This is a genomic window from Lysinibacillus sp. A1, assembly GCF_000801965.1.
Lineage (GTDB): Bacteria > Bacillota > Bacilli > Bacillales_A > Planococcaceae > Lysinibacillus > Lysinibacillus fusiformis.
The window spans coordinates 64,952-90,869 of the sequence record NZ_JSZM01000008.1 but is presented as its reverse complement, the minus strand read 5'-3'; the positions used below and the strand labels follow the sequence as shown (position 1 = coordinate 90,869).

Genomic DNA, 25,918 nt, shown 5'->3' with positions numbered 1-25,918 from the left:
GCGTCTAAACTCACAAGAATGTTTAGACGCTTTTTTTATTAGTATTTATTTTAAAAATTTTGCGTAATAAAATGGCAAAGGCCGCACCTACTAAGGCAAAAATCGTATGTAAGAGAGCGATATAGCCTGCTCCCATCAAAAGTGCTCCAAACTCTGTTAAGGAGTAGGTGGTAATATAGAGCTCATTCGTAAGGTTGTCGATAATCGCCCAAACAAATACGGGCACAGAGCTAATGATAAAAACAATCCAAATGTTTTTATAAAAAAGGTAAGACAGACAACCAAAAACGGCATACGAAATAACAAAGCCCATTTGATTGCCAAGTAACGATGAATTAATGGCAAACATGAAAGAAAGTACAATAAATATAAGATGAAAAAAAGATAATGTTTTTTTCATCGGTATGTATTCTTTTTGAATTGGTTTTGAGCTAAAGAGCTGCTGACAGTGGGAACAACTTGCTAAATGCTGCTCTACATATATTAATGTTGGTGCTTGGAGCATTTGTTTCTTATATAAAGGTAATAAATCTTCTACGATTGGGCAATCTTCTGACAAAACTCTCCCTCCATTCCATTACCTTTCATTATATGATTTTTTTAGAGGAAATAAAAAAAGCCTTCCTGAACTTTTCATTCGGAAAACTTGTACATGCACCTGACTATTTGGCTGTTAGTACTTCATTTGTTAATGCTTGAACATCAATATGGGTTTTTTCCTGTACGGCGTCTTTTAATATTTCAGTGCGGAAATATTGGACAGTTGCCTCAAGTGGAATGGCTAAAAGTTTCGATAAGGCATTTTGATACATATAGACGAATTCTTTGTCAGTATTACCTCGCTTTAATTCTGCAAAAGCTTCGTAAAATTGGTCCAGCTTATCTGCAAATTCAAGTAGACGCCCTTCTATCGTGCTATCCTTGCCTTCTTTCATGCGCTCAAAGAAAATGGCTTGAAATTCTTCTGGGATTTCATTGCTAATAAACTTTTCCATCATCTTTTCTTCCACATGCGCTAGCATTTGCTTGAGCTCAGGACTAGCATGTTTTACTGGGGTTTTAATGTCACCAATAAAAACTTCAGCAAAGTCATGATTAATTGTTTTTTCATATAAAGATTTCCAATTAATTTTTACGCCATTCATTTCTTCTAATGTCGCGAAGAACATCGCATATTGTGACACTTTCCAAGAATGGGCTGCCACATTATGTTCTTCAAATTTGAATCGCCCAGGGCAACGAATAATTCGTTCTAAATCATTGAGACTTGTAAAAAATTGATGAATTCCTATATAAATCACTCCTTTTGTTCTATAAGTGCATGTTACTATAAACAATACCCTCTTTGTGAGATTTTCAAACAATTTAACAATGATTCAATTTGTGTTTACAAAGGATTCACAATTACCGAATAAGCAGACGAAGGTTGAATGCTATAATGTAGGGGACTGATGAAAGGGGGAGTACACATCATGTTTTCCATTTATACGCTTCTTCTTTATATACATATTTTAAGTGCGGTTCTTTCGATTGGGCCATTGTTCGTTGTGTTAACGATTGTAAAAAAAATGCGTACAGCTTCAAATGGCGAAATGCCACCATATATAGAATCTTTTAAAGGGGCTATTGACATTGTCAAACATTCAGGACATGTACTTGTAGGATCAGGTATTTTACTAATGTGGTATGCCGGTTACCATTGGAGCACTTCGTGGATTGTTCTCACTTTCCTCGTGATGCTTGCATCCATAGTATTTTTAGCCAGAGCGTTTAAACCAACATTACGGACTTTTAATACACCAGCTTATAATCACCATCGATTTGTTGCTCTATTACAGCGCAAGACGTGGATGTACATTTTGCTATTGCTCATTATGCTATGGCTAATGGTGGCAAAGCCAATTGTTTGGTAACGAGTCTTTTATTATTGAAAAGTCGCACCCCGAGGAGTGCGATTTTTTTAGTTTACTAAACGCTTGAAATAGTTTTTTCGTATCCATAAATAACTGATGAGGAACAGCACAAAGAAACAACAAGAACTAGCAATGGAAACTTGTAAAAATGCTGTAGAAACCATTGTACGCATAGCTAATAAAGTAGTGAGTAATAGCAAAATTGCTATTGTGAACGGTACAAATATAAGAATGGCCAATTCCTTTGCAATTACGGAGGCTAATTCTTTATTAGACAGTCCTAGCTTACGAATGCCCATATATTTTTCTTTTTCCTGTAACAATGTTGTTTGTAAATAGAAGTAAAGTATACTCATGGCTGCACTTAAGAAAATTAAACTTAACATAGAGCCAATGAAGAACATAACGCTTTTAACAAACATTTCCGTATCATATAAGTTGATTTTGGATGTAACGTAACGTTCGCCAGGTAAGGATGGTATATTTTCGGTAATGGTCTTTGCTAATTCTGTATGTGCTGTCCAATTTTCTAATTCATAAATATAGGTTTTATAAACAGGGTAGTCAATCGACTGATAAATAGAATCTGGCACAATGAAGTAAGTTTCCTGAAACCCTGTAGATAGTAGGTTCTTTTCGTTAATTTCAGCGAGTTTGAATGATTTTATATAACGGTCACTAGCAATGTTGGTTATCGGTGCTATACCATGATTCCCAGCAACGGCGATAAATTCATTTTCATTAAGGCTGAATTCCTTTTGCTGTAGCAGGTTGTAATCAGATAATGACATATAGCCAAGGCGTCGATTCTCATCTGATTTAAATTCAATAAAATACTTGTTTGCTTTTACTGCTGCTAGCTTCGCTTCAAGATGGTCTAAATTTGCCTGTATTATACTGTCATCAGCTTTTGGATCCGCGATATATTGAAAGCTATACGGATAATTTCCTTCACTATCTTTCTGAACATTGTAATAAGAGCTAAACAAAATGCTTGTACATAGAAATACGCCACTTAACAATAGGGTAATTAAAAATAGCATATTTGCATGAGATTTCATTTTTGCATTTAAATTCGATGCTAAAAGCATATTTGTTTTGCGAAGGTAAGCGGGAGATTTCTCAAATATTTTCAGAAATAGACGTAAGCCTTGAGCAATGACTAAATAAATCGTACTAATAATGCTAGCGAAAAATAATAAATAATAGAGAACGCTTAAAGACTCTACAATAGCATGCTCAATCTTTAGTAAATAAGCTAAAAGGGAGGTCATTACTATGCTAGCAGCTAATAAAATATAATGTGGTTGAATTGATTTTTCGATAACAGTATCACTTTTTAAAAGCTGTATGGAGGCTTCCTTATTAATAAATTTAGTGACGACTATGGAAATTACCATAAATAAGATTAAAAATAATCCTATTGTTAAACCAATTGCCTGTAGAGGTATATACATACTAAATGTTTCTGCTTTTAACACTACTTTAGCAGCCATTAAGAACAGGGGAGTCATGACAAGACCAAGAACGATTGCTGCTATAATCGCCATAATTCCAATGAATAGATTTTCGCGGAATATTAGTTTTCGTACTTGTTTCATGGAAGCCCCTGTAATCATGAAAATGCCAAGAGTTTTTGTCTTTTTGCGTAAAAATGCCATGATCGAATAGGTGATATAAATAAATGAAAATAAATAAACAAGCATACTAGCAAGCATTAATGAAATGCCAAGTGTTGAGTCAGGATCTAGGCTTTTTAAGCTGGGATGAAAGACGATTACAGAAAATAAAAAGAATATAATGATGGAAAACATACTGCTTAGAAAATAAGACACATAAGTCCATTTATCTCGTAAAATATTTTGGATAACAATGTGGTTAAAGGTCATGTTGCCCACCACCTAGAAAAGCAAGAGTGTCCATAATTTCTTGATAAAATTGCTTACGATTGTTGCCCCGATGTATTTCATTGTATAATTTTCCATCCTTGATAAATATAATACGATTGGCAAAGCTTGCTACGTAAGGATCATGTGTCACCATGAGAATGGCAGTTTGTAGTTCTTGATTGATGGAGGTAAATAAGTCCATCACATCATTGACGGATTTTGAGTCCAGATTCCCTGTAGGCTCATCCGCTAACAATAAGCTCGGTTCATGGATAACAGCACGAGCAATAGCTACTCGTTGCTTTTGCCCACCTGAAATTTCATAAATCCGTTTCGATAATAGCTCCTCAATTCCAAGAAATTGCGCTACATGCTTTAAACGTTGACGCATTTTGGCGCCAGGTATGCTATCTAATGTTAGCGGCAATAAAATATTTTCCTTTACCGTCAACGTATGAACAAGATTAAAATCCTGAAAAACAAAGCCTAATTCAGAACGTCTAAATTTTGCAAGTTCCTCATCATTTAAAACATAGGGATTTCTATTATTAATAATAATATCTCCAGCAGTGGGGCGATCAATTGTGGATACACTATTTAAAAATGTTGTTTTGCCACTTCCAGAGGGCCCCATGACTGCCACAAATTCCTGTTGCTGTAACTGGAAATCAATGCCGTTTAATGCCTTGTAGGTAATCTCCCCGATATATTCTTTTTGCAAATTGGTCACTTGAAGAATGATGTTTCCCAACTTGGAACAACTCCTTTAAATTGATTTGATAGCTTTAGTATAAAAAAGGAGCGATCAATAACCCATTTCGCTTGATGACGGGAATATGACAAAGTTGTCATATTCATTTTTTAAGACTGCTTGAGAAATTGATGGAAAACGTAGTGTGATCATGTGAGGAATCCAAGGTGAAGGGATGGTCTAGTATCGTTAAAACCTTTTTCACTAAAAATAATCCTATGCCTGTTGCTTCTCCATTTGTTCGTCCTTTTTTGCCCGTATAAAACAAATCAAAGACACGAGAAATTTCGCTAGTAGGGATAGTCTCACCACGGTTATCGATATGCAAAATGTCGTTGTCATAATCAATATGGATAGTGCTTGCAGCTTCACTATATTTGACAGCATTATTTAATACTTGGTAAAGAACAACCTTTAACCATTTACGATCGGAGTATATCATTTGATCTTCCACCAGCGTTAGTTTTGGGAAAACCTCTTTTGTAATAAAAAAATCTTTCAAATCATTCACGACTTCTTTTACAAGCTCTTTTAAAAGAATAGGCTCAATTTTTAAATCAGCTACTAAGTTTGAACTACGCTCATACGTTAATAGTTGATTGAGTGTAAATGTCAGCTTATCACATTCTTTACTAATTGTTTGCCATTGCTGTAATTCGTTAGAAGTCTTGGTGGACGCAGATTGTGTAAGTAATTGAATAACAGATAGCGGTGTTTTCATTTGATGTGCAAAATGTGATAATACAAGGTGTTTTTCCTCCGCTTTCTCGTCTAATTGTTGCTGTTGCGTTAAAAATAAATATTGCATTTGTCTTAGTTTTTCACTATAGGCTTGTTCGATTGAAGCTTGGGGCTCATACAGATGAAGGTCGTCCCTCGATAGTTCATCTTTTTCTAAGTGTGTATATAGTCGTCTCCTTCGGTAATAACGGCCAACAAGCCAAAGGATAAATAGAAAGCTAACGAGAAAAATAAAATAAAAATAATGCGCTGTTAAATCATCCAATGCTTCAATCATCCAAGGTAAGAGAAGAAAGCTGATACCATAAAGAATAATAATACTCATATGATCTTTAAAAAACAGCTTCATTTTTCTTCCTCCACAAGTTGATAACCTAAGCCTCGAATGGTTTTAATTTCAAGCTGAGAGTGGATAGCTTCGAATTTTCTTCGTAGTCGACCAATGTTCACAGATAATGTGTTTTCCTCCACAAAGGTTTCATCATCCCAAATAGCACTTAATAGTTTTTGCCGAGCTACAACATTTGGATAGGCCTCGAATAATAGTTTACTGAGCTGCATTTCTTTTAATGTTAACAGGCTTTCATTGCTATCTGTTTGAAGACGGACTGTGTCTGGGTTTAATGTAGTATTGGCTATTGTAATGGTAGATGTATCAAAGGAAGCATACTCACCATATGTACGCCGAAGTAACCCATTTACTTTTGCCATAAAGACATCTAGTGAAAATGGTTTAGTAATAAAGTCATCGGCACCATTTTCAATACCGTATACTTGATCGATATCATTGACTCTAGCTGAGACAATGATGATGGGACAAATGGAAAGCTGACGAATTTTACGTGACCAAAAATATCCATCAAAGGTTGGGAGATTGATATCCATAATGACTAAATGAGGTTGGATGTCATTGAACTCTTCTATGATGTGCTGAAATTGTTGCACTGTATGGCATTCAAACTGATATTTCGATAAATGTTCGACAATCAGTGAAGCTATATTTTTATCGTCCTCTACTATGTATATCTTGTACATTTCTATCGACCCTTCCTTCGTTCTTTACTTTATAATGTACCCTTTTTCCATAAATCTATAGAAGAATTGTACCTTGGAACATTAAAAAAGAGCTACCACAAACTTACTTGATTCTATTTTTAGATAAATCTCCTGTTAGACCTTTAGAATTATAAAGAATACTTTAAGTTTGAATAGAAAGAACTAATTATGATATATGCTTTCTTTGATTTCAAGCGCTTTTCCCGATAAAGTAAAAAATACCCAGCTGTTAAGTTTTCTTTAAGAAGTATGACGTATGATGATTAAATAGATATATTAAAGTTTTAATTAAAACATAGATAAGATTTAACGAAAAAATCATCTCAATGGGAGAAATGATCTATTGTGGGTAAATTCAAGTTAAAGTTATCATTTCTTATTGTTTGTATGACAATAATGATTGTACTGGCGACATCTGGTGTTAGTATTTGGAGTAGCTATCAAAGTTTTAACGAAATTTTGATGGAAAATAATCATGTTATGCAAGATACATACGTAAAGGGATCTTCCGCAATTAAAGACGGCTATCTAGAAGACTCGAAGAAGGAAGATATTACATTAGAACCATTTTTGGAACAGATAGCTTCTAATGAACCAATTATTCCTTTTAGCCTGTTTCTTAAAAAGGTTATTGTCCCTATCCTTTTAGTCATAGCTATAGTAGTGGTGCTCGCTATATGGCTTGCATTAAAAATAGTACGCCCCCTAAATGAGCTTTCGACCATGATAGAAGTTGGCGAAAACGGGCAGGGGAACGGACATATTGCTGATTGGTATGATGAAGCAAAGTTGCTGAAAAAAAACGTACAAAATATGATGATTTGCGCAGAAAGTAAAATTACTGATTTAACGGATCAATTAAATTTAGACTCATTAACAGGTATTCCGAATCGCAGAATAATGGATCAAACTCTCAATGAATTAATTATTAATAAAGTTCCGCATGCAGTTATCTTAATTGATCTAGATGATTTTAAAAGTATAAATGATACGTATGGTCATACCGTAGGAGATGAAGTTTTAAAAGCTTTCGCTCATCATATGCAGCTCAATATGGAGGAGCAAGGTATGTGCTTTAGATATGGCGGAGAAGAGTTTATGATTATTTTGCCTTCAAGGAGTATAGATGAAGCGGTAGAACTTGCAGAAAGTTTGCGGGTTAAACAGGCCTTACAGGAAACTGCGTGTGGTAGACCTGTTACAATGTCTGCCGGAATTACTGCTTTTACACCAAATGTACAGAGCCCAAATCAATTGATAGAAATTGCAGATCATGCTCTGTATAAAGCAAAACAGTCAGGGAGAAATTGTTTATGTGTAGTACGGAATATGAGACAAATGATTATTAAATCATGAGTAAAAGCATGCTGGCTTTCTACACTAGCATGCTTTTTTGTCGTCATTCTTGTTCAGAGATAGTTTGAAAAAGAGTTGTTGTTTCCTGCATAGGCAAAACATTTAACTCAGACAATAGAGTACGTTTAAAAGAACGGTAAATTTTTATAGCCTCTGCTCGGTTCCCAATATTAGCATAGTGCTTGATTAATGGCTGGACAGCTTGATCGGAATATGGATTTAACTCTAAAGCTATAAGTAACGAACGTTCTAGGTTTTTGACATCCTGAACTTGTTCATAATAATAGGCTAGTTCTTTCAGTAATTGAGTAAATAATTTATTCATCAAATTTGCTTTACTAGCAATCCACGGGTAGGCCATGGTAGCCATGAATTCTCCACGATAGTCTTGAAGGAGTGCTTCAGCGCTTTCTATATCCAATTTTCCGGTTTGTTCTTTTTTATTCAAAATAATCTCTAAGTCATTAGCGTCACATTGAATATGGTCTAATGTTAAAATATAACATCCGTTCGTATAATCGATTACCTCTAAAAAGCCATATGCTGAAAGGGAGGAGCGAAGGTATGAGACAGTGGTATGCAGTTGAACCCTTGCTTTATTAAAATCAGTATAACTCCACAGATTATCAATAATAGTGTCACGAGGCACAGGGGTATTGAGATGTAACAAAAGTAGTGCAAACAATTCTTTCGTTTTAATAGTCCGCCAATGGAGAGGTTTTCCTTCATAGGAAACAACAAATTCTCCGAAGCATTTTATTTTTAGCAATGGCTCTGAATGAAATAATGTTGGCAATGACGTTATTTTTGGCTGAAGAAGATCCTCAATCCTTTGAATAGTCGTCGCTAAGCGAGATGTTGAAATGGGCTTTAACAGGTAATCAATGGAATGTAGTTCAAAGGCTTGAACAGCATAGTCTCGATAGGCTGTAACAAAAACAATGTAGATGCTATCATTCCACGATTTTAATAGTTCGGCAATGTCTAATCCATTCATACTTGGCATTTCAACATCTAGAAATGCTACTTGAAAGTCCAAGCTCGGCCCCTCTGTAAGGAGATCTTTTACAGATGTAAAAGTTTTTATAACCTCAATCCTATCAAATTTTTGCAAGTGTTTCTCCATACTAATAAGTGCTAAAGGCTCGTCATCCATCAATATCGCCCGAATCAAAATAAAAAACACGACCTTTCATTTCAGTCTAGAGGTTATTAGATTGAGATATCTATCCTTTGTATGGATATGTGGATATTTGCTACTGAGATGAATTGTTCAGTGATGTTGTATGGTAGCAGACATATTTAGTTTCTATGCATGTTGCCACGTTTACTTTACGATTTGAAAATGTTTTTGAATTCTTTTATTGCCCTTAAATAGTAAATATCTAATATAAAAAATACTAGTCTAAACAATGAATTTTTTCCATCTAATTGGACAATTTGCTAAAAAAATAATCGAAATTGTATAATTTTCCGTTTTTATAGTAATAATTCCTAATATCAGGCAGACAGTCCTGAGTTATTAATTTGTAAGCTTATTGTTGCTTGCATACTAGATTATTTGACTCTAGCGTGCTAACAGCAGACTTGCAAAAAATAATAAAATATTGGAGGTATTACTAAACATGAAGAAGAAAGCTTTAGCTTTAGCAGTAACATTGACCGTTAGTTTGAGCCTATATGCCAGTCCTTCCTCTGCGAAAGACAATTCCGGCAATATTCTATGGGCACTCCCTCAAATTTATAATTTAACCGTTGGAGAATTTCAACAATTGGCAGAAATGGATTCGTTTTGGTTTTATCCAGAGCAAGATTTAGTGAAAGACACATCTAATACAGAAAAAACATTGGAAGATGAATATGTCATTAAAGGCGGTGACACATTATTTTCAATCGCACGTAAAAACGATATAACAGTAGATGAATTAAAAGTATGGAATAACCTTGGTACAGATTTGATTTTTGCTGGTGAATCTTTAGCTATAAAAGCTTCGGCAGCTAAACCAAAACCTAAAACATCCGAAGCAGTTTCAACAAGGGTTGCTTCAACAGCAAAAACGAAACCTGCGAGCGCTCCATCAAGTGGATCTGGTAGAACGTTAACAATGCGTGCTACAGCCTATACTGCCTATTGTGAAGGATGCTCTGGAATTACAGCGAATGGAACAGATATTCGATCCAATCCAAATTTAAAGGTAATTGCGGTTGATCCTCGTGTCATCCCGCTTGGCTCAAAGGTATGGGTAGAGGGATATGGTGAGGCGATTGCAGCTGACACGGGTGGAGCTATTAAAGGAAATAAAATTGATGTCTTTATTCCTACCGAGGGACAAGCTCTTCAATGGGGCGTCAAAACAGTAACCGTCAAAATTTTAGACTAAAACATGAAGGGATTTCTCATAGGAGAGATCCCTTTTGTGCATGTAACGACCTCGGAAAATTAATAAGAAGTGCATAAGTATTGATTAACTTGGAAACCATCAGAAATAGAGGAGGTATTTTTATGAAAAAAATTAGCTTAATTAGCCTTTCTTTATTAGTTTTAGTTGGTGGTTGTAGTTTCTTTGATAAGAAAGAAGAAAAAGTACAAGTAAATGCATCATCCCCTTTAACAGCTACTGCAAAAGTCGTTGGTGCAAATAACGAAAGTTATGGGAATGCGTATTTTCAGGAAGAAGATAATGGTGTAATGATGACACTGGCATTATCTGGCCTACCACCAGGTACACATGGAATTCACATTCATGAAGTAGGGAAATGTGAGCCCCCTAAGTTTGAATCGGCTGGTGCGCACTTTAATCCGACCAACAAAGAGCATGGTAAGTTAAATCCAAATGGTTATCATTTAGGGGATTTACCTAATCTAGAGGTTGGTGACGATGGCAATGTCGATTTGAATTTCTTAGCAGAAGGGCTAACATTACAAAAAGATCAACCAAATTCGTTGTTAGACAGTGACGGAAGTTCAATTGTTATTCATGAATCGGCAGATGACTATAAAACAGATCCAGCAGGTAATTCAGGTTCAAGAATTGCTTGTGGCGTTATTCAGTAAAAGAGAAACTGTATTCAATCATCATTGGATACAGTTTTTTAGTTTTTGTTATTTATATGATCTTATAATTTTCTTTCCTAATAGGGGATTAATCAATTAAGGCTATTTATTTGATTACATTGATAATCGCTGTTCCTTTTTTGGGGGATTTGATTGAAATATCTGTGATACAGGATTATATACTTGTAATCACAATGATTCTACAAATGACAAAACGGGTGTGACTGTATCGTAAATTTTTGATGTAATACAATAGTAGTCTGCTCTATTAATAGCTGGCCCTCGGTTTCAGTCAGGTGTTAATAGGCAGATTTTTTATTATTGGGAATTAAAAAGGGATTTTTTGTAACTTAATTGTTCTAAAATTGAGATCGATTTTATATTTATAATGCATAATGAGTATAATTTATTGCATTTTATCGAAGTCCTATTGTATAATTCTTTTATCAGAAAATTCAATTAAATAAAAGAGGGGTGATACAATGGGTAAATTGTTGAATTCAAAATTTGAGACATACTTAATGGATCAAGAATTTGACCGTAAGGAAGAGGAAGAAAGAAATGAGGAGTCATTAGCAATCGTGCAATATGAGGAATATCCAGAAGGATTTTTTACAAGTTTATAATAAATACTTGATGGGCTATGTTGAAAGAGATAATAACTTTTAACATAGTCCATTTTTTGTGTGTCCTTGCAATTTTAAGTGCATATAAATTTATTAAGTCACTTCATATTAATGGGTCTTACTGCGTATATACTTTTATAAAATAGATTCATGTATAATGAGAAACAAAAATGCGTATAGAGGTGTCGTTATGTCAAAAGCTATAACATTAGAAGAAACAATGTATCAATGGTTTGAACATTTTCACAAATACCCTGAAGTGAGCTGGAAGGAGTTCGAAACGACAAAAAAATTAGCGTCAATCTTAGAAGAATTGGATGTTTCCTATCGCTTGCTTGGGGATGTACCTGGATTAATTGCAGAAATTGGAGCAGGTGAAGAAGTTGTTGCGGTTCGTGCTGATATTGATGCATTATGGCAAGAAGTGGATGGGAAATGGCAGGCCAATCATTCTTGTGGTCATGATGCTAATATGACTATGGTGCTTGGGGCATTATTACTACTTAAAGATCAACCATTGCAACATCGCGTCCGTTTTATTTTCCAACCTGCCGAGGAATTAGGGAATGGTGCAGTTGCTGCTTTTGATCGAGGAGCTGTAGAGGGGGTATCCCATTTATTTGGTGTACATTTAAGACCTATTGAAGAGCTACCGCTTGGTAAAGTTTCACCAGCTATTCATCATGGTGCTGCCTATTTCCTAGATGGGACTATTCAGGGAATTGACGCTCATGGAGCGAGACCGCACCAAGGGAAAAATGCTATTGATGTCATTATGGCTGTTCAACAAATGCTAAACAGTATTCATCTATCGCCTTTTGAGCCACATTCTGCAAAGTTAACAAAAATAATAGCAGATGGCGGTAGTACAAATATTATTCCAGGGAACGCTAGTTTCTCGATGGACATTCGAGCACAGCATAATCAACAACTTGAATTACTTCGTAACAAAATTGAATCTGGCTTAAAATCAATTCAGCAACAATTTGAAATTGATATGGATTGGAAGTGGCTTGATTTCACACCAGGCGCGGAGGTTTCAGCAATTGCTGCAAAAATGGCGAAAGAAGCAATTGTTCAAGCATTGGGCGAGGAATATTTAGCAGATGAAATAACGACGCCAGGCAGTGATGATTTCCATTTTTATACCGTGAAGAAGCCAGAATTAAAAGCGGCAATGATTGGAATTGGGGCAAACTTAACACCAGGATTACACCATCCTAAAATGACATTTGATCGTAGCGCATTAATCGATGCTGCCAAAGTACTTGCTTGCGTATTAGAAAAAAAACCTGAATAAAAAAATATTTTTTTAGCTATATGAAAAATGCAATAATTTTTTCATATAGCTTTTTTTGCATGAACATCTTTTGAAATGCATGGATATTTAAGGGTTTGCGGAGCTTTTTATTGCTACTTGAAAGCGTTTTATTGCCCTAAAACAAAGGGATTTGCTAGAGAAGCATAATTTTTTTGCGTTGACTTTTAATTTTTTGAATATTAAGCTAAAAAACGTAAAAAATTATTTGCGTCGTTGAAAAACCGAAAAGGGATTTGGTGCAAAAAAAGGGGATGGAAAAATGAAAAAGGATATAAATGCGGGCTGGGCACTACTAACTTTTGCAATTATGATTATTACAATGTTGATTACAGTAGTTGTTTTAGAGCAAAGTCCTCACGTACCTCTTCTTGTCGGCACAACTGTAGCAGCAATTGTTGCCAAAATGCATGGATACAAATGGTCGGAAATTGAAGAAATGATGTATAAGGGGATACGTTTGGCATTACCTGCCATTGTCATTATTATTTTGGTAGGTTTGACAATTGGAGCATGGATTGGCGGCGGGGTCGTAGCAACGATGATTTTCTATGGCTTAAAGCTAATATCTCCAGCATGGTTTTTAGTGACAATTATGATATTATGCTCGATCGTGTCATTAGCTATTGGTAGTTCGTGGTCGACGATGGCGACAATCGGCGTCGCAGGCATGGGTATTGGTTTAAGTATGGGTATTCCAGCGGCTATGATTGCCGGTGCGGTTATTTCAGGTTCTTACTTTGGAGATAAAATGTCACCATTATCAGATACAACGAATCTGGCAGCTGGTTTAACAGGTACAAATTTATTTGAACATATTAAGCATATGCTTTATACAACAATTCCAGCGTTAATTATTTCACTTGTTGTTTTCGGATTTTTGGGCAGAAAATTTGCAGATGTTTCGATGAAATCGGAAGAAATTTTAACAACGTTAAAAGTGATGGAAGAAAGCTTTGTTATTTCTCCTTTACTATTACTTGTACCAGTGGGTGTTATTGTTTTAGTAGCTAAGAAAGTACCAGCAATTCCAGCTTTAATTATTGGGATTGTATCAGGTTTCTTACTACAAATTTTTGTACAAGGTGGTTCGGCTGCAAGTGCTGTACAAGCATTACAAGCTGGATTTGAAATCTCGACAGGCAATCACATGGTTGATGATTTATTTAACCGTGGTGGTTTAGATTCTATGATGAATACGGTTTCAATGACCATTGTGGCGATGACTTTTGGTGGTATTTTAGAGTATTCAGGGATGTTGAAAGCTCTTATGAATGTAATCGTGAAGTTTGCTAAATCTACGGGGAGTCTTATTGCTTCAACAATTGCAGCGTGTGTCACAACGAATGCAACTTGTTCAGAGCAATACATTTCAATTGTAGTCCCTTCACGGATGTTTGCAGGTGTCTATCAGCAACGAGGCCTACATTCTAAAAATCTATCTCGTGCTTTAGAAGATGGGGGAACATTAACATCCGTTTTCTTCCCATGGAATACTTGTGGTGTGTTTATTTTAGCGACATTGGGTGTAGGCGCTATGGAGTATGCACCATATGCCATTCTTAATTTCATGGTACCTATTATTTCCATTATCTATGGTTATATTGGTTTTGCTATTGTTAAATTAACGCCAGAAGAAATGGCGGAAGCAGAGAAACGTAAAAAGGAACAAGAAATGGAAAACACTGATAATATGGTAATGGTTGATTAATCATATGAATTCTCGTAGATGCTTAGCATTTACGAGAATTCCTTTTATATAATTGGTTAATAGGTGGCGAAATTTAATTCATAAATGGTGCGAGGTCGACCCTGTTGATGTGTCATTTCTTCGCCAACGACCTTAGCATACCCTTGATCTACTAGTTTTTTTATAATACGCTCAGTTGTACGTCTAGTAACCTGTAGGTATTCTGAAAGATTCTGCGATGTAAATTGTGCGGATTGCCTTTCATGACTAAAATTGATGATTTTAGAAATATTTAATGGACTTAAGCTTGTATTTTTGGCCATTTTTAATACATAAGGATCATCTGTTTTTAAAGATAATTTACCTTCTGATTTGGGAAAGGGACCTAAAAGGTTTTTATGTTCATCTAGAATATAAATTTCAAATGGTTTCGAAAATGTTAAAGCATGCTGAGCATTTTGGGTGGCTTCTAACATGGAGTGCCCATACCCGAAGGCTAGTTTAAATGGTATTTCAATTTGTTTAATAAGCTCTTCTAAAGTTTCCTTTTCGAGTGCATTTTGTAAATGGCCAGCAGTTGTATAAAGCTCAAAGCTTTGTGATGAAATTTGTTTATATGTTGAAAAGGTAGCCTTCGCAATTTGATTTAAAATAGCTGAATCAAAGGAAGAATCCGTAGGGAATTCTAAAAATCCAACTACGGCCTTAAATGATTCCGATTTTGTTAAAAGTGATTTTGATCTGGTTTCTTCGAGACATTGAATAATAGAATTCGTGGCATCTATCATGCGCATGGCAGGTATTTGATGTGCTTGTAATGTATCAAAAACACTGTGGATACTTGTAATTACGAAATCTATGCTTTTGGTATTCCACAGCGCAATGTGACGCTTTAAAATATTTTCTGTTGGTTCTGTAATAGAAATATGTTGAATATGTGGCTTCGAACCCTTATAGTCAATTTCTGTTAAAACGTTATCTACAAATGCTGGATTCATTACATCAATTGAAATTCTATTGATCGGTATAGCATGTTTAGCTACTAGTGATAACAGAGTTGTAGAGATAGTTGTTTCATCTTGTTTTATATAATTCCAAGGTATTGGTATTTCCGATAGGAGAGGCTGAGCATGTAAAAAGGGTAATGTACCTCCGAATAAAAGAGCATCACAAGGTTTAATTTGCTTCATTAAAATTGGCGCCTCAGAGGGGTGGTTGTATAGATAAAATTCTAATTGAATATTGTCTATATTTTGTGCGATACTAATAATACGCTTCATAAATGCTTTAGAACAAATAATCGCTATTTTCGTAGACATGGGCATCGTTCCTTTTCTATTTTTTTAAATATTTAGCGACGTATTAGCGACGTATATAACGACAAAGGAGACTGATTATTATGAAAATCCAACAAGTAGAAATTTATGCTATACATTTACCGCTAATTGATCCATTTATTATTAGTTATGCTACATATGATACAATGCCTTCTATTATTTTAAAAGTAACAACTGATACTGGTATTGTAGGTTATGGTGAAGCGGTTCCTGATGAACATGTAACGGGGGAAACATGGGAAAGTACATATGCTGTGCTTCAACATCATCTTGCACCTGCTGTTATTGGTGAAGATCCAATGGCCTTTGAAAAATTGCACGATAAAATGAATAAGATTGTAAAAGATGTTCCGGCAGCAAAGGCAGCTATTGATATTGCTTGCTTTGATATTGCTGGGAAAGCATTGGGGGTTCCAGTATATCAGCTTTTAGGTGGGCGTTATCATGAAAAATTCCCTATTACACATGTGTTAAGTATTGGAACGCCCGAGGCAATGGCTGAAGAGGCTGCGAAGCGTGTAGAGATGGGGTATCGTTCATTTAAAATGAAGGTAGGTACAGAGGTAATCCGTGATGTTGCTCGTATTAAAGCAGTCAGACAGCAAGTAGGTGAAGATATCGCCATCCGAGTAGATGTCAACCAAGGGTGGGGGAATGCTGCAACTACATTACAGGGCTTACGTGCGATGAAGGATTTAAATATTGATTGGTTAGAGCAACCCGTTGATAGTGAAGATATCGATGGAATGGTTGAGATTAAGTCAAAATCTGATGTACCTCTAATGATTGATGAAGGAATTCGAGGAGTACGTGAAATGCGTGAAATCATCGCCAAGCGTGCTGCGGATAAAGTAAATATAAAATTAATGAAATGTGGAGGCATCTATCCTGCAATGAAGCTAGCAGTTATGGCAGAAATGGCTGGTATTGAATGTCAAGTTGGTTCCATGGTAGAGTCATCTGTTGGCTCTGCGGCAGGTTTCCATGTAGCATTTTCTAAAAAAATTATGACAAGTGTTGAATTGACAGGGCCATTGAAGTTCTCAAAAGATGTGGGTAATCTTCATTATGATGTTCCTTTTATCTGTTTAAATGAACAACCGGGTCTCGGTATTGATGTAGACGAAGCTGTTATGAAGGAATTGTGTAAGTTTTCAACTGTTGTCACAGCCTAAGGAGGCGAAACATGGAAAAAATATATGAAGGTATGCTAGGGGAGACTCCATACTTTGTCACAGAGTTAGCAATTCAACATTTACAACAAATCGAAGACTTGCAGGTGGAGGTATATGAAGCTTTAGCTGATAAAAGCATCTTACAGCCATTGAGCACCGAGGAATTCGAATATATTCTATGTGGACAAGGTATGATGATAGGCGCCTATGCAGGTGAGAAGTTGATTGCCTTCCGTGCCCTATTAAACCCTCCTATTGATGAGGAACATCTTGGGTATGATTGTGGAATTCCTGAGAGTGAATTTAATCGAGTTTTGTATCAGGAGATTTCTAATGTTTCACCAAAGTACCGTGGCTATGGCTTACAAAAAACATTAGCGACAATAGTGATGAGTAACATCGATGTGGAAAAATATGATTATGTATGTTCTACAGTCAAGCCATTTAATATTCCGAGCTTAAAGGATAAGTTCGCTCAAGACCTCGTTATTAAAGGATTAAAAATTAAATATGTAGACAAACTACGTTATATATTCTTTAAGGATTTACGTCAAGAGATCCCTTTATTGACAGAAAAACAAGTGATCAACATGGAAGATACAGCGGCTCAGCAGCAGCTTTTGAAGCAAGGCTTTCTTGGCACGTCTATGTATGCCGAAAATAATGATTGGTTTGTAGTATACGAAAAATAACATACAAAGCCTTAGCTTTCACATGAATTTGTGGAAGCTAAGGCTTTTTTGTCTTGCTACTATTTCTTCATTGGGCAAAATCCGCAAGCCATTAATCCCGGTATATCTTTCGAAAAACAACACGATTTACGGACAGGGACATTGACTAAATTTGTTGGACTTAGACCCCCTGTATATTGTGCCCACCAAGATTTATTAGAGAAGCGTGCCCATGTTTTAGGGTCCTCCAATATTTCTATATCGTCCATTGCTTGATCGGCTAAGCCAGGGTTCGATAGTAAAATATGATAATGCCATAGTAAATAGCCAAAGAAATTTTCCCATATAGTAAGAGGGGAGATTGAAGTTACTTTTCGAAGTTGTTGAACAATCACATGACCATCGTATAGAATTTTTTCAATGACCACCTGACGTTCATTCTCCTCAACATAGCGCCAATCATTTGGATTAACAAACATAGCGACTGTAAAGCTGTTGAATTCCTTGGCAGCATCGAAGCGTAATTCAATTGGCTTTCCATCCCACACTTCGTCATAAGCGGCGAGCATATAAAGTTGCATAGCAAAAAACATCCCATAGCGGCGTGCGAAGTGAGAAATAGCGGCAGTTTCCGTAGCGGCGTCCGTGATACCCATCATGAGATTTAAAAAATCAGGATGGTAAAAGTCTTTATGTATATCAGCTAAAGTAAATAACGTTCGCTTTGGTTCTGTTGTATAAATACTATAGGAGTTTAATTGTTGAACTTGATCCATCGTTAAAGCTGGCATGATGATCCCCTTTTCTTAAGAGCTTTCGTAATTCAATTATAAAGTAATCATTTTTGCTTCACAAATGGAATGCCATATAGTAAAATACATTAAACATATAAGAAAGGTGGGTTTTGAAGTGTCATTGCCTCATGCAATTCCTAGACCGCTGGTACGACTTAATCAATGGGCGATACTGTTAAGTGTGATCGCCACATGGGTTACAGGAATCATATGGATTTTAGCCATTCCATTGGTTGCAAATTTATTGGGCGTCTTCTTTAACTATAACCCCATTATTCGGTTTGGGAGGTTGTTTCTTAAGAAAGCTCCATCTACCTATATACCAGAGGATGCACAGCAACAAAAATTTAATGCGAGTATAGCTAGCTTTTGTTTAACGGGTGGCTTGTTAGGCTATCTATTAAATTGGCAGGTAGTAGGTCATATCTTTACGACAATGGTAGCAATAGCTTCTTCCATTGCTATAGCAGGTTTTTGTATAGGTTGCTTTTTACATTTTCAACTGAAGCAATGGCAGTACCGCCGTTCGTTAAAAAAATCTTTTTAAAAAATTATTAGATTATTGTTGACAATTTAATTGATAATGATTATCATTATCGTATAAAGATTATTCCTCCACTACAATACAGTGTAGAGAGGATGAACTTTAGCTACTTTTCTCCAGAAGTTTGCTAGTTCATGATTACGCTCCTAAAACCCCCCTCATTTTTTGGGAACGTGAAAATCTCAGACGACTCTTTCTATTATAGAATGGAGTCGTCTTTTTTTGAATTTATCTGTAGGGCAAACGTTTCGATTTTCATACAACCAAGAAAACACAGCCCATCAAAATGAGCTGTTAGGAAGAAGGCGTTTGTTGGGTGGTACTTTTTCTCCCAAGAATCATTGTGTAATAACTGTGCAGTAGCATTCCGACAATAATGACGCCTAGACCTGCCAAGGCAATCGAGTTAGGAAATGGAATACCTAATAATATTACCTCACCAATAATGACAAAAAGAATTTCTGTTGACTGTGTCGCTTCAACCGCTGCTAGTTTGCCCTGATGATCTTTTACACGATCTGTTGCAATGAAAAATAAAATAGTTGCTATGACGCCTGAACTAATACCCACAAGTAATGATTGGAATAACTGGCCTGTTGAAGGTAGGCCAACTGTGAACAGGGCATAAATAGCCATGATAATCCATGCTGGCATGGAAGCGATTGTCATACCAAGAACACGTTGGAAGGTATCAATACGCCCTCCACAGACGTCCATCATTTTACGATTGCCGAGAGGGTAAGCAAATGCAGCGACGATGACAGGCAAAATCCCTAGCATTAAACTTTTAAATGAAACCGATTGTGCCTGAGGTATTTGGATTAGTAAAATACCTACTAATATGACACATGAGATTAGAAGAGAAACGAATGGTATTTTTTGACGGACTTTTTTTCCAGCAATAACAGTCATAAAGAGTGGAGCTAATAATACACCTGCAACAATGGTAAATTGCCAAGTGCCAGAAACCAACCAGCCTGGGCCAAATGCAGCGGCATAGGTTAACGGTGCATAGAATAAGACAAATCCTACAAAGCTCCAAAGAAGCCAAGCTGTAGGCTGTGCTTTTATCTCATTAGATAATTGTGAAAAGCCTCTGCGATAAAACACAATGATAAGTAAAAAAGGTAGCATGAAAAAATAACGTAATGACGCGCTCCATAGCCAGCTACCACCTTGCATTTCCATGGCATGATTTAAAATAAATGTTACAGCAAAAAAAAGGGAAGCTACTATGCCTATAGCAATTTCTTTCATTATGATCACCTCGATTTGAGTTCATCACTCAAATTCTTTATGTAATTAGAATATTCAGTAATTAATATATAAAAAATGACGAAGAAAGGGAAGAACCTTTCTCCGTTATATTTCAAGTCCACTTAAAAAACTACTTTGGCACAAGATAAACTATTCTGCACGTTGTTCAAATAGCTGAACGATTTCAATGATGACTTGTGTTGCCTTTTCCATTGTTTCAGCAGATACATATTCAAATTTACCATGCATATTTTCGCCACCAGCAAAAATATTTGGTGTTGGTAAGCCCATATAAGATAATTGTGAGCCGTCAGTACCACCGCGTATAGGTAGAGTAATTGGTGTAATATCTAATTTTTCCATAGCCTCACGAGCGATGTCCACAATTTCTTTTACAGGCTCGATTTTTTCGCCCATATTATAGTATTGATCCTCTATAGTAATACTTAAAGCATTCTCACCAAATTGCGCTTGAATTTTGGCTGCAGCATCTTGCATTAACTGTTTTTTCTCTTCGAATTTTTGACGATCATGGTCACGAACGATATACGATAGCTCTGCATGCTCGATAGCCCCTTTAAAGCCCATTAAATGAATGAAACCTTCATAACCTTCAGTCTTTTCAGGAACCGCCTCTGTAGGCATTTCATTTTGGAAGGCAATAGCCATTGTAATGGCATTGACCATTTTATTTTTTGCAGATCCAGGATGGACACTTGTTCCTTTTGTGATTACCTTTACACCAGCAGCATTGAAGCTTTCGTATTGTAGCTCACCTAATGGTCCGCCATCCATTGTATAGGCATAGTCTGCTCCAAATGCAGCCACATCAAATTTATGTGGGCCACGGCCGATTTCCTCATCAGGTGTAAACGCCACGCGTAATTTACCATGCTTAATACTTGGGTTTTGGATAAGGTATTCCATAGCTGTTATAATTTCAGCAATACCAGCCTTATCATCTGCTCCTAACAATGTTGTACCATCTGTCGTAATAAGTGTTTGACCAATGTAATTTTGAAGCTCAGGGAAATCAGTTGGTGACATCACTAAGTTTTCATTTAGCTGAATATTTCCACCATCATAATTATCTAAGCGCTGCGGGTTAACATTTGTTCCCGTAAAATCCGTAGTTGTGTCCACATGTGCTAAAAAGCCGATAGTTGGAATGTCTTTGTCTGTATTTGCTTCTAGTGTCGCAAATAAATAGCCATTTTCATCTAATGTAATGTCTGTTAAGCCTACAGTAGCAAGTTCATCTTTCAAAACATGTAACAGATCAAATTGTTTTGGTGTAGAAGGAGTAGTTTTGCTTGTGAAATCTGATTGTGTATCAATTTTTGCATAACGTATTAATCGCTCAATTACTTGTTCTTTCATAAGTATGGCCCCCTAATGTGTATGTGTAATTATTGTAACACTTTACTTCGGATTTCGGAATATTGAAGAATACTTAAAGCTATGAGTAATTGGGCACTATAATAAGTCAGCATAATGACTTCATGGGAAAAAGCTAATGGCATTACAAATTTATTAATAGATAAGTAGGAATCTGAGGCGATAAATAACAAAGCACCTATTGTTGCGAATTTAGAGCCAGTTTTAATTGCGGTCCATCCCATCGTTAAAATGACTGCAATATAGGCGATCACTGCAATAGCTAAAATTGTTTCACCAGTTTTGAAAACGGATCCTGCTATCCAAATGGCCATTCCTGCTCCGTACAGTAATAAGATTATTTTTGCCCATATTGGCACTTGTCGCTCGTTTGCAGATGAGAAGGCAAAAATATAAAAGATATGGCCGATTAGAAAACTAGTTAGCCCAATTAAAAACCATTGCAATGTATAGTCGCCAATCATACAAAATACTAGACCTGTAATAATCAATAATTGATATTTTTTTATATGTACTGGTTTCTGAATGGCCGCTAAAATAATCATCAACAACATCGGGATGACCTTAAAGATTAGTTGTAAGCTTTCTGGAATATGCGAAAAAAGAAAAATGTAATACAACCCAAATAAAATAATGAAAGCAATTAATAATTTTTTAAACACTATTTTCAGCTCCTTTTCTAATATGAAATTCTTTCTTTATGATAGAATTCCTTTATTTAACTAGGCAGCAAACATTTTTTATCTGATAGTGAAGAGCAGGGACTCATCTCTTTAAGTAACGAATCGACAGGTAAAGCGAATCTAAACGACATTGAAATAAAGGATATGCAAAATAATACGTCCTTTGGATATTCCGGTGGTCCAACATTTTGATGGAGAAATTAAAATCACCACCAGATGTTAGAGACTTTAAAAAAGCCTGGACATAATAACGCCGACATGTAATTTAATATACCTTATGTATGAAACTTTTTTAGTATGTAACCGTAAATAAGAAGACAGAAAGCTTTGAGAGAGGATGAACCAAATGACTAAGCTACTAATAGCTTCTGCAGTCATTGCATTAATCGCGAGTGTGTTAGTAACACCGCTTATTACTAAGAAGCGAGAAGATGGAAAATCTAGAAAGGTGATTGGATACTTCTTTATTGGTGTCTTTGTGCTAGGGTTTTTAGCAACAGGAATCACTTTGTATGTAACAAAAATTGACGTCAATTGGCTTGTTTTCTGGCCAGCTATTATTTTATTAACGTTAATTGGTGCAATGCTTGCAAGTGGCATTGAACGAAAAATAAAAGGTGTTTTATTTTTAGCGAGCCTAGGTGTTGCAGTCTATGTTCTATCAGCACCATTATGGAACGCGAATGAGAAATTTAAGTCTTCAGAAATGAAGGAAGAAGTGGAGCTAAAGCCGTTTGATGAGACACAGACACCTGCAAGTGTTCCACCAAAATTTGCTCGTAATAAAATGAAAAAGGCATTTGGGCAAGTACCGAATACAAGCTATTATGAATTAGGTCGTTTACAAATTCAAAAAGTAAAAGGTGAATATGTTTATATCGCACCGGTTGAATTTTCGGGATTCTTTAAATGGATGAATGGTGATACGACACCTGGTTACTTTATTATGAGTGCTACAGATTCAGCAGATAATCCCAAATTTATAAAAGAGGAAATGAAATATGTTCCTTCAGCCTATTTAAATACCAATTTAGAGCGTCATATTCGTTTGCAACATCCATTCCTTATATTCTACGGAGATGTACAACTTGAAGTAGATGATGAAGGGAAGCCTTATTATATTCGCTCATATGGTGAATTTATTTCTGGGCGTAATGGCTTTGATGTAAAAGGTATCGTCTTGGTCGATGCACTTACAGGGAAGTCAGAAGTGGTTAAGCTTGATGCTATACCTGAATTTATTGATGGTGCAGTTTCACCAGAGACTGTAAGTTTACAGAACAGTTATTTCGGTAATTATGTTCATGGTTTTTGGAACAGTATGTTTGGTAAGAAAGATGTAAAAATTCCTTCGGACGAAGGTACAGAATCGAATGTCAGTCCTATTTTTGATGAAAAAGGAGATATGTATTATTTCACCGATTTTACAAGTCCTAAAGAAGGCGTAGATTCCATGTTAGGTTATTCCTTAACGAATGCAAGAACAGGGGAAGCAACCTATTACACAGGTAATCTAGATTCAAGCTATATGGACTCACAGGGGAATTTGCAAATTATCGAAAAGAAATTTATCGAGAAAAAATGGGCTGGTGAAATGCCTGTATTATATAATTTTTATGGAGAAGCTAGCTGGCTGACAGCGGTGCTTGATTCAAATGGATTTTTACAAAACTATTTCATTGTTTCAGCAGCCAATCCTGAAATTTCTGTTTACGCTACTACTCCAAGGGAAGCACTGAAGCTGTATAAAACTGCTTTAAGTCGTGGGGGAAATACGGTAGATGGTAGTTCAAATGCAGAAGAAAAACAGGCTAGCGGAAAAGTTGTCCGAGTTTACAAGGAACGACTTGGTGATTTTACGACGATTTCTTTCTTATTAAGCGATGGTGAAAATTACTTAGTAAGTGCCGAAACAGAACCTTTAGCTATTTATTTACAAGAGGGTGACGAGGTTATTATCAAATATGGTGAAACAGGGGAGCAATTCCTACCAGTCCGTTCTTTAATTATTAAAGGCTTACAATAAAAAAGTAAAAGACGATCTTGTTCGTATATCGAGATCGTCTTTTTTATGTTCCTTCGTTTTCAATAAAGCTGAGCATTTTTTCTCTATGGTTTATAAAGAGTGTTTTTGCATGATCGTTTAATGTGAAAGTGTCTTGTAAGTATCCTTTGAGCAATTTTTCCTCGTAGGCAAAAGACTGGTTGTCCTCATTTTCTAAAATATAGGATAGTAGAAGAGCATGTAATACTAACACTTCTAAATTTTGAGTATTAGTAATAAATTTTAAATTGAGGATAGAGGTATGAGCAACAAATTGATTAACATAATCTATCGCATATTTATAAACGGCTATATCTGTTTCAGGTTCAAGTCGTTTTCTTAGTTGAGTGCAAGCAGCATTTAGTTCTTCAATTTTTAAAAATAAACCTCTTACACTTCTCTTATGTTGTTGTTCTAAGGTACGAGCAAGATGTTTATTGATATAGGACATTGCTTGTATAACTCCCTTCGTAAATAAGTAATCATTTATTAATATGAATGGAATTGTTTGAAAATGGAAGAGTCTTTTCGTTTAATTTATTAATGTACTTAATAGATATATCGAGACATAATGACTATAGTTTATACAAATAGGTAACGAAATTATGAAAAAAATGGGGTTATTATCATTCGATAGTAACCCCATTTTAGAAAACGTTATTTATTTCCAGTTAAATCCTTTAGTAGCTAAAAACTCTTTTATATGAGGACGACGTTGCTCAATTAAAAAATCAGCCATTTGTTTTGTCCAATTATCGATTTTTCTGTTAGATGATCGACTATTATAATAGGCTTCCATTGTCTCATTATATGTTGATAAAAGTTCATCATACTTCTCGGCATTGTATTCATTTTCATGTAATACGGCAGACACAGGCAAACGTGGTTTTACCTCATTACGACGAACAGGTACGCCAATTGTTAGACCGAACAACGGGAAAACATGATCAGGTAAATTAAATAAATCGCTTATTTCTGAGGGGTTATTGCGCACTCCTCCAATATAGCAAATGCCATATCCCATTGATTCTGCTGCAATAACAAAGTTTTGTGCAAACAATGATACATCAGCAACTCCAACAAGGACATTTTCGGCTGAATCTGCCACGATATCTACTCCCTCTAACTTACCTGCCATTTGTAGCCGTTTGAAATCAACGCAAAAAACAAAGGCGCCACCAGACGTTTCATACTGACGGGGATTCCCAGAGAGTAATCCTAATTTCTCTTTTTTGTCTGCATCTGTTACCCATATAACACTATAGGCTTGCACAAAATGTGACGTGGCAGCCATTTGGGCTGTTGCGATTAATTCTTCAATAATTTCTTTTGAAATCGGGTTTCCATCATAGATTCTTACTGAAGAATGGTTTCGTAATAATTCTTTAACCATTTGTCTACTCTCCTTTGTCACTTATATATCAAGAGCATAGCACGCTTTCCAATCAAAATCGATTAAAGAGGGGTAGATAATTATATTTAAATAGTGTGGGAATGTAGAAATTATCTCGAAAAGTTAAATATTTCATTTGATATAGATTAAATATTCTAAATAGTATAAAATTATATAATCGGCTGTTTATTTGGTTGTGCTACCAAAAATTAGATTATTCTTATGCA

Annotated in this window: 25 protein-coding genes; 11 read left to right on the top strand and 14 right to left on the bottom strand. The window is 35.8% G+C overall.

All coding sequences use genetic code 11. The features are described 5' to 3' along the window. Nucleotides 1–22 precede the first annotated feature (22 nt). Nucleotides 23–559 carry a zf-HC2 domain-containing protein gene (locus tag PI85_RS05595; protein ID WP_036122622.1) on the bottom strand — a complete coding sequence of 179 codons (537 nt, stop codon included), beginning with the start codon at nucleotides 557–559 and terminating at the stop codon, nucleotides 23–25. 103 nt (nucleotides 560–662) lie between these two features. Next, nucleotides 663–1,301 carry a YfbR-like 5'-deoxynucleotidase gene (locus PI85_RS05590; RefSeq protein WP_191967802.1) on the bottom strand — a complete coding sequence of 213 codons (639 nt, stop codon included), beginning with the start codon at nucleotides 1,299–1,301 and terminating at the stop codon, nucleotides 663–665. A gap of 171 nt (nucleotides 1,302–1,472) precedes the next feature. On the opposite strand from PI85_RS05590, the gene PI85_RS05585 reads away from it, so the two are divergent. Further along, nucleotides 1,473–1,913, top strand: a complete 441-nt coding sequence (locus PI85_RS05585; RefSeq protein ID WP_036122625.1) for a hypothetical protein — start codon at nucleotides 1,473–1,475, stop codon at nucleotides 1,911–1,913. Between the two features lie 47 nt (nucleotides 1,914–1,960). On the opposite strand, the gene PI85_RS05580 is transcribed toward PI85_RS05585, so the two are convergent. The 4 genes from PI85_RS05580 to PI85_RS05565 form a co-directional block, all read right to left on the bottom strand. Further along, nucleotides 1,961–3,802, bottom strand: a complete 1,842-nt coding sequence (locus PI85_RS05580; RefSeq protein WP_036122626.1) for an FtsX-like permease family protein — start codon at nucleotides 3,800–3,802, stop codon at nucleotides 1,961–1,963. Beyond that, nucleotides 3,792–4,553: an ABC transporter ATP-binding protein gene (locus PI85_RS05575; RefSeq protein ID WP_036122629.1), complete on the bottom strand. Its 762-nt coding sequence runs from the start codon at nucleotides 4,551–4,553 to the stop codon at nucleotides 3,792–3,794. Before PI85_RS05575 ends, PI85_RS05580 begins: the two co-directional genes overlap by 11 nt. 103 nt (nucleotides 4,554–4,656) lie before the next feature. Next, the gene (locus PI85_RS05570; protein WP_036122632.1) at nucleotides 4,657–5,643 is read right to left on the bottom strand and encodes a HAMP domain-containing sensor histidine kinase; all 987 of its coding nucleotides are present in this window, start codon (nucleotides 5,641–5,643) and stop codon (nucleotides 4,657–4,659) included. Further along, nucleotides 5,640–6,329, bottom strand: coding sequence for a response regulator transcription factor (locus PI85_RS05565; protein ID WP_036122635.1), 690 nt, complete (start codon nucleotides 6,327–6,329; stop codon nucleotides 5,640–5,642). The genes PI85_RS05570 and PI85_RS05565 overlap by 4 nt, the downstream gene beginning before the upstream one ends. 366 nt (nucleotides 6,330–6,695) lie before the next feature. On the opposite strand from PI85_RS05565, the gene PI85_RS05560 reads away from it, so the two are divergent. Then, nucleotides 6,696–7,706, top strand: a complete 1,011-nt coding sequence (locus PI85_RS05560; protein ID WP_036122638.1) for a GGDEF domain-containing protein — start codon at nucleotides 6,696–6,698, stop codon at nucleotides 7,704–7,706. A gap of 43 nt (nucleotides 7,707–7,749) precedes the next feature. On the opposite strand, the gene PI85_RS05555 is transcribed toward PI85_RS05560, so the two are convergent. Continuing rightward, nucleotides 7,750–8,862, bottom strand: a complete 1,113-nt coding sequence (locus PI85_RS05555) for a response regulator (protein WP_255350093.1) — start codon at nucleotides 8,860–8,862, stop codon at nucleotides 7,750–7,752. Between the two features lie 469 nt (nucleotides 8,863–9,331). Between PI85_RS05555 and PI85_RS05550 the strand changes: the two genes are divergently transcribed. From PI85_RS05550 to nhaC, 5 genes are all read left to right on the top strand, one after another. Next, nucleotides 9,332–10,087, top strand: a complete 756-nt coding sequence (locus tag PI85_RS05550) for a 3D domain-containing protein (protein ID WP_036122645.1) — start codon at nucleotides 9,332–9,334, stop codon at nucleotides 10,085–10,087. A gap of 122 nt (nucleotides 10,088–10,209) precedes the next feature. After that, nucleotides 10,210–10,761, top strand: coding sequence for a superoxide dismutase family protein (locus tag PI85_RS05545; RefSeq protein WP_036122647.1), 552 nt, complete (start codon nucleotides 10,210–10,212; stop codon nucleotides 10,759–10,761). A gap of 482 nt (nucleotides 10,762–11,243) precedes the next feature. After that, nucleotides 11,244–11,387 carry a hypothetical protein gene (locus tag PI85_RS24605; RefSeq protein ID WP_008176247.1) on the top strand — a complete coding sequence of 48 codons (144 nt, stop codon included), beginning with the start codon at nucleotides 11,244–11,246 and terminating at the stop codon, nucleotides 11,385–11,387. 190 nt (nucleotides 11,388–11,577) lie between these two features. Beyond that, entirely contained in the window at nucleotides 11,578–12,687 is a 1,110-nt protein-coding gene (locus tag PI85_RS05540; protein ID WP_036122650.1) for an amidohydrolase, read from the top strand. Between the two features lie 280 nt (nucleotides 12,688–12,967). Beyond that, a complete protein-coding gene (gene nhaC, locus PI85_RS05535) occupies nucleotides 12,968–14,416 on the top strand; it encodes a Na+/H+ antiporter NhaC (protein WP_025115547.1) in 1,449 nt (482 codons plus the stop codon). Between the two features lie 56 nt (nucleotides 14,417–14,472). On the opposite strand, the gene PI85_RS05530 is transcribed toward nhaC, so the two are convergent. Continuing rightward, nucleotides 14,473–15,714, bottom strand: coding sequence for a hypothetical protein (locus tag PI85_RS05530; protein ID WP_036122652.1), 1,242 nt, complete (start codon nucleotides 15,712–15,714; stop codon nucleotides 14,473–14,475). Nucleotides 15,715–15,794: 80 nt separating this feature from the next. On the opposite strand from PI85_RS05530, the gene PI85_RS05525 reads away from it, so the two are divergent. Both PI85_RS05525 and PI85_RS05520 read left to right on the top strand, forming a co-directional pair. After that, the gene (locus tag PI85_RS05525; protein WP_036122656.1) at nucleotides 15,795–16,907 is read left to right on the top strand and encodes a mandelate racemase/muconate lactonizing enzyme family protein; all 1,113 of its coding nucleotides are present in this window, start codon (nucleotides 15,795–15,797) and stop codon (nucleotides 16,905–16,907) included. Between the two features lie 11 nt (nucleotides 16,908–16,918). Next, nucleotides 16,919–17,599: a hypothetical protein gene (locus tag PI85_RS05520; RefSeq protein ID WP_036122658.1), complete on the top strand. Its 681-nt coding sequence runs from the start codon at nucleotides 16,919–16,921 to the stop codon at nucleotides 17,597–17,599. A 59-nt stretch (nucleotides 17,600–17,658) separates the two neighbouring features. Here PI85_RS05520 and PI85_RS05515 read toward each other — a convergent pair whose 3' ends face one another. Continuing rightward, nucleotides 17,659–18,369 (bottom strand): hypothetical protein, encoded by a 711-nt coding sequence (locus PI85_RS05515; protein ID WP_008176238.1) that lies wholly within the window; start codon nucleotides 18,367–18,369, stop codon nucleotides 17,659–17,661. A gap of 118 nt (nucleotides 18,370–18,487) precedes the next feature. Here PI85_RS05515 and PI85_RS05510 point away from each other — a divergent pair, with 118 nt between their 5' ends. Beyond that, complete coding sequence (locus PI85_RS05510; protein WP_036122662.1) at nucleotides 18,488–18,919, top strand: DUF4395 domain-containing protein; 432 nt, start codon at nucleotides 18,488–18,490, stop codon at nucleotides 18,917–18,919. Nucleotides 18,920–19,210: 291 nt separating this feature from the next. Here PI85_RS05510 and PI85_RS05505 read toward each other — a convergent pair whose 3' ends face one another. From PI85_RS05505 to PI85_RS05495, 3 genes are all read right to left on the bottom strand, one after another. Next, the gene (locus PI85_RS05505) at nucleotides 19,211–20,173 is read right to left on the bottom strand and encodes a multidrug resistance efflux transporter family protein (RefSeq protein WP_036122665.1); all 963 of its coding nucleotides are present in this window, start codon (nucleotides 20,171–20,173) and stop codon (nucleotides 19,211–19,213) included. 150 nt (nucleotides 20,174–20,323) lie between these two features. Then, nucleotides 20,324–21,553: a peptidase T gene (pepT, locus tag PI85_RS05500; protein ID WP_036122668.1), complete on the bottom strand. Its 1,230-nt coding sequence runs from the start codon at nucleotides 21,551–21,553 to the stop codon at nucleotides 20,324–20,326. 29 nt (nucleotides 21,554–21,582) lie between these two features. Continuing rightward, on the bottom strand, nucleotides 21,583–22,233 hold the full coding sequence (locus PI85_RS05495; protein WP_036122671.1) for a lysoplasmalogenase: 651 nt from the start codon (nucleotides 22,231–22,233) through the stop codon (nucleotides 21,583–21,585). 367 nt (nucleotides 22,234–22,600) lie between these two features. Here PI85_RS05495 and PI85_RS05490 point away from each other — a divergent pair, with 367 nt between their 5' ends. Further along, entirely contained in the window at nucleotides 22,601–24,280 is a 1,680-nt protein-coding gene (locus PI85_RS05490; RefSeq protein WP_036122674.1) for a tripartite tricarboxylate transporter TctB family protein, read from the top strand. Nucleotides 24,281–24,323: 43 nt separating this feature from the next. Here PI85_RS05490 and PI85_RS05485 read toward each other — a convergent pair whose 3' ends face one another. Together PI85_RS05485 and chrR are read right to left on the bottom strand one after the other, a co-directional pair. Further along, nucleotides 24,324–24,749 carry a hypothetical protein gene (locus PI85_RS05485; RefSeq protein ID WP_036122677.1) on the bottom strand — a complete coding sequence of 142 codons (426 nt, stop codon included), beginning with the start codon at nucleotides 24,747–24,749 and terminating at the stop codon, nucleotides 24,324–24,326. Between the two features lie 210 nt (nucleotides 24,750–24,959). Continuing rightward, complete coding sequence (gene chrR, locus PI85_RS05480; RefSeq protein ID WP_036122680.1) at nucleotides 24,960–25,691, bottom strand: class II chromate reductase ChrR; 732 nt, start codon at nucleotides 25,689–25,691, stop codon at nucleotides 24,960–24,962. Nucleotides 25,692–25,918 lie beyond the last annotated feature (227 nt).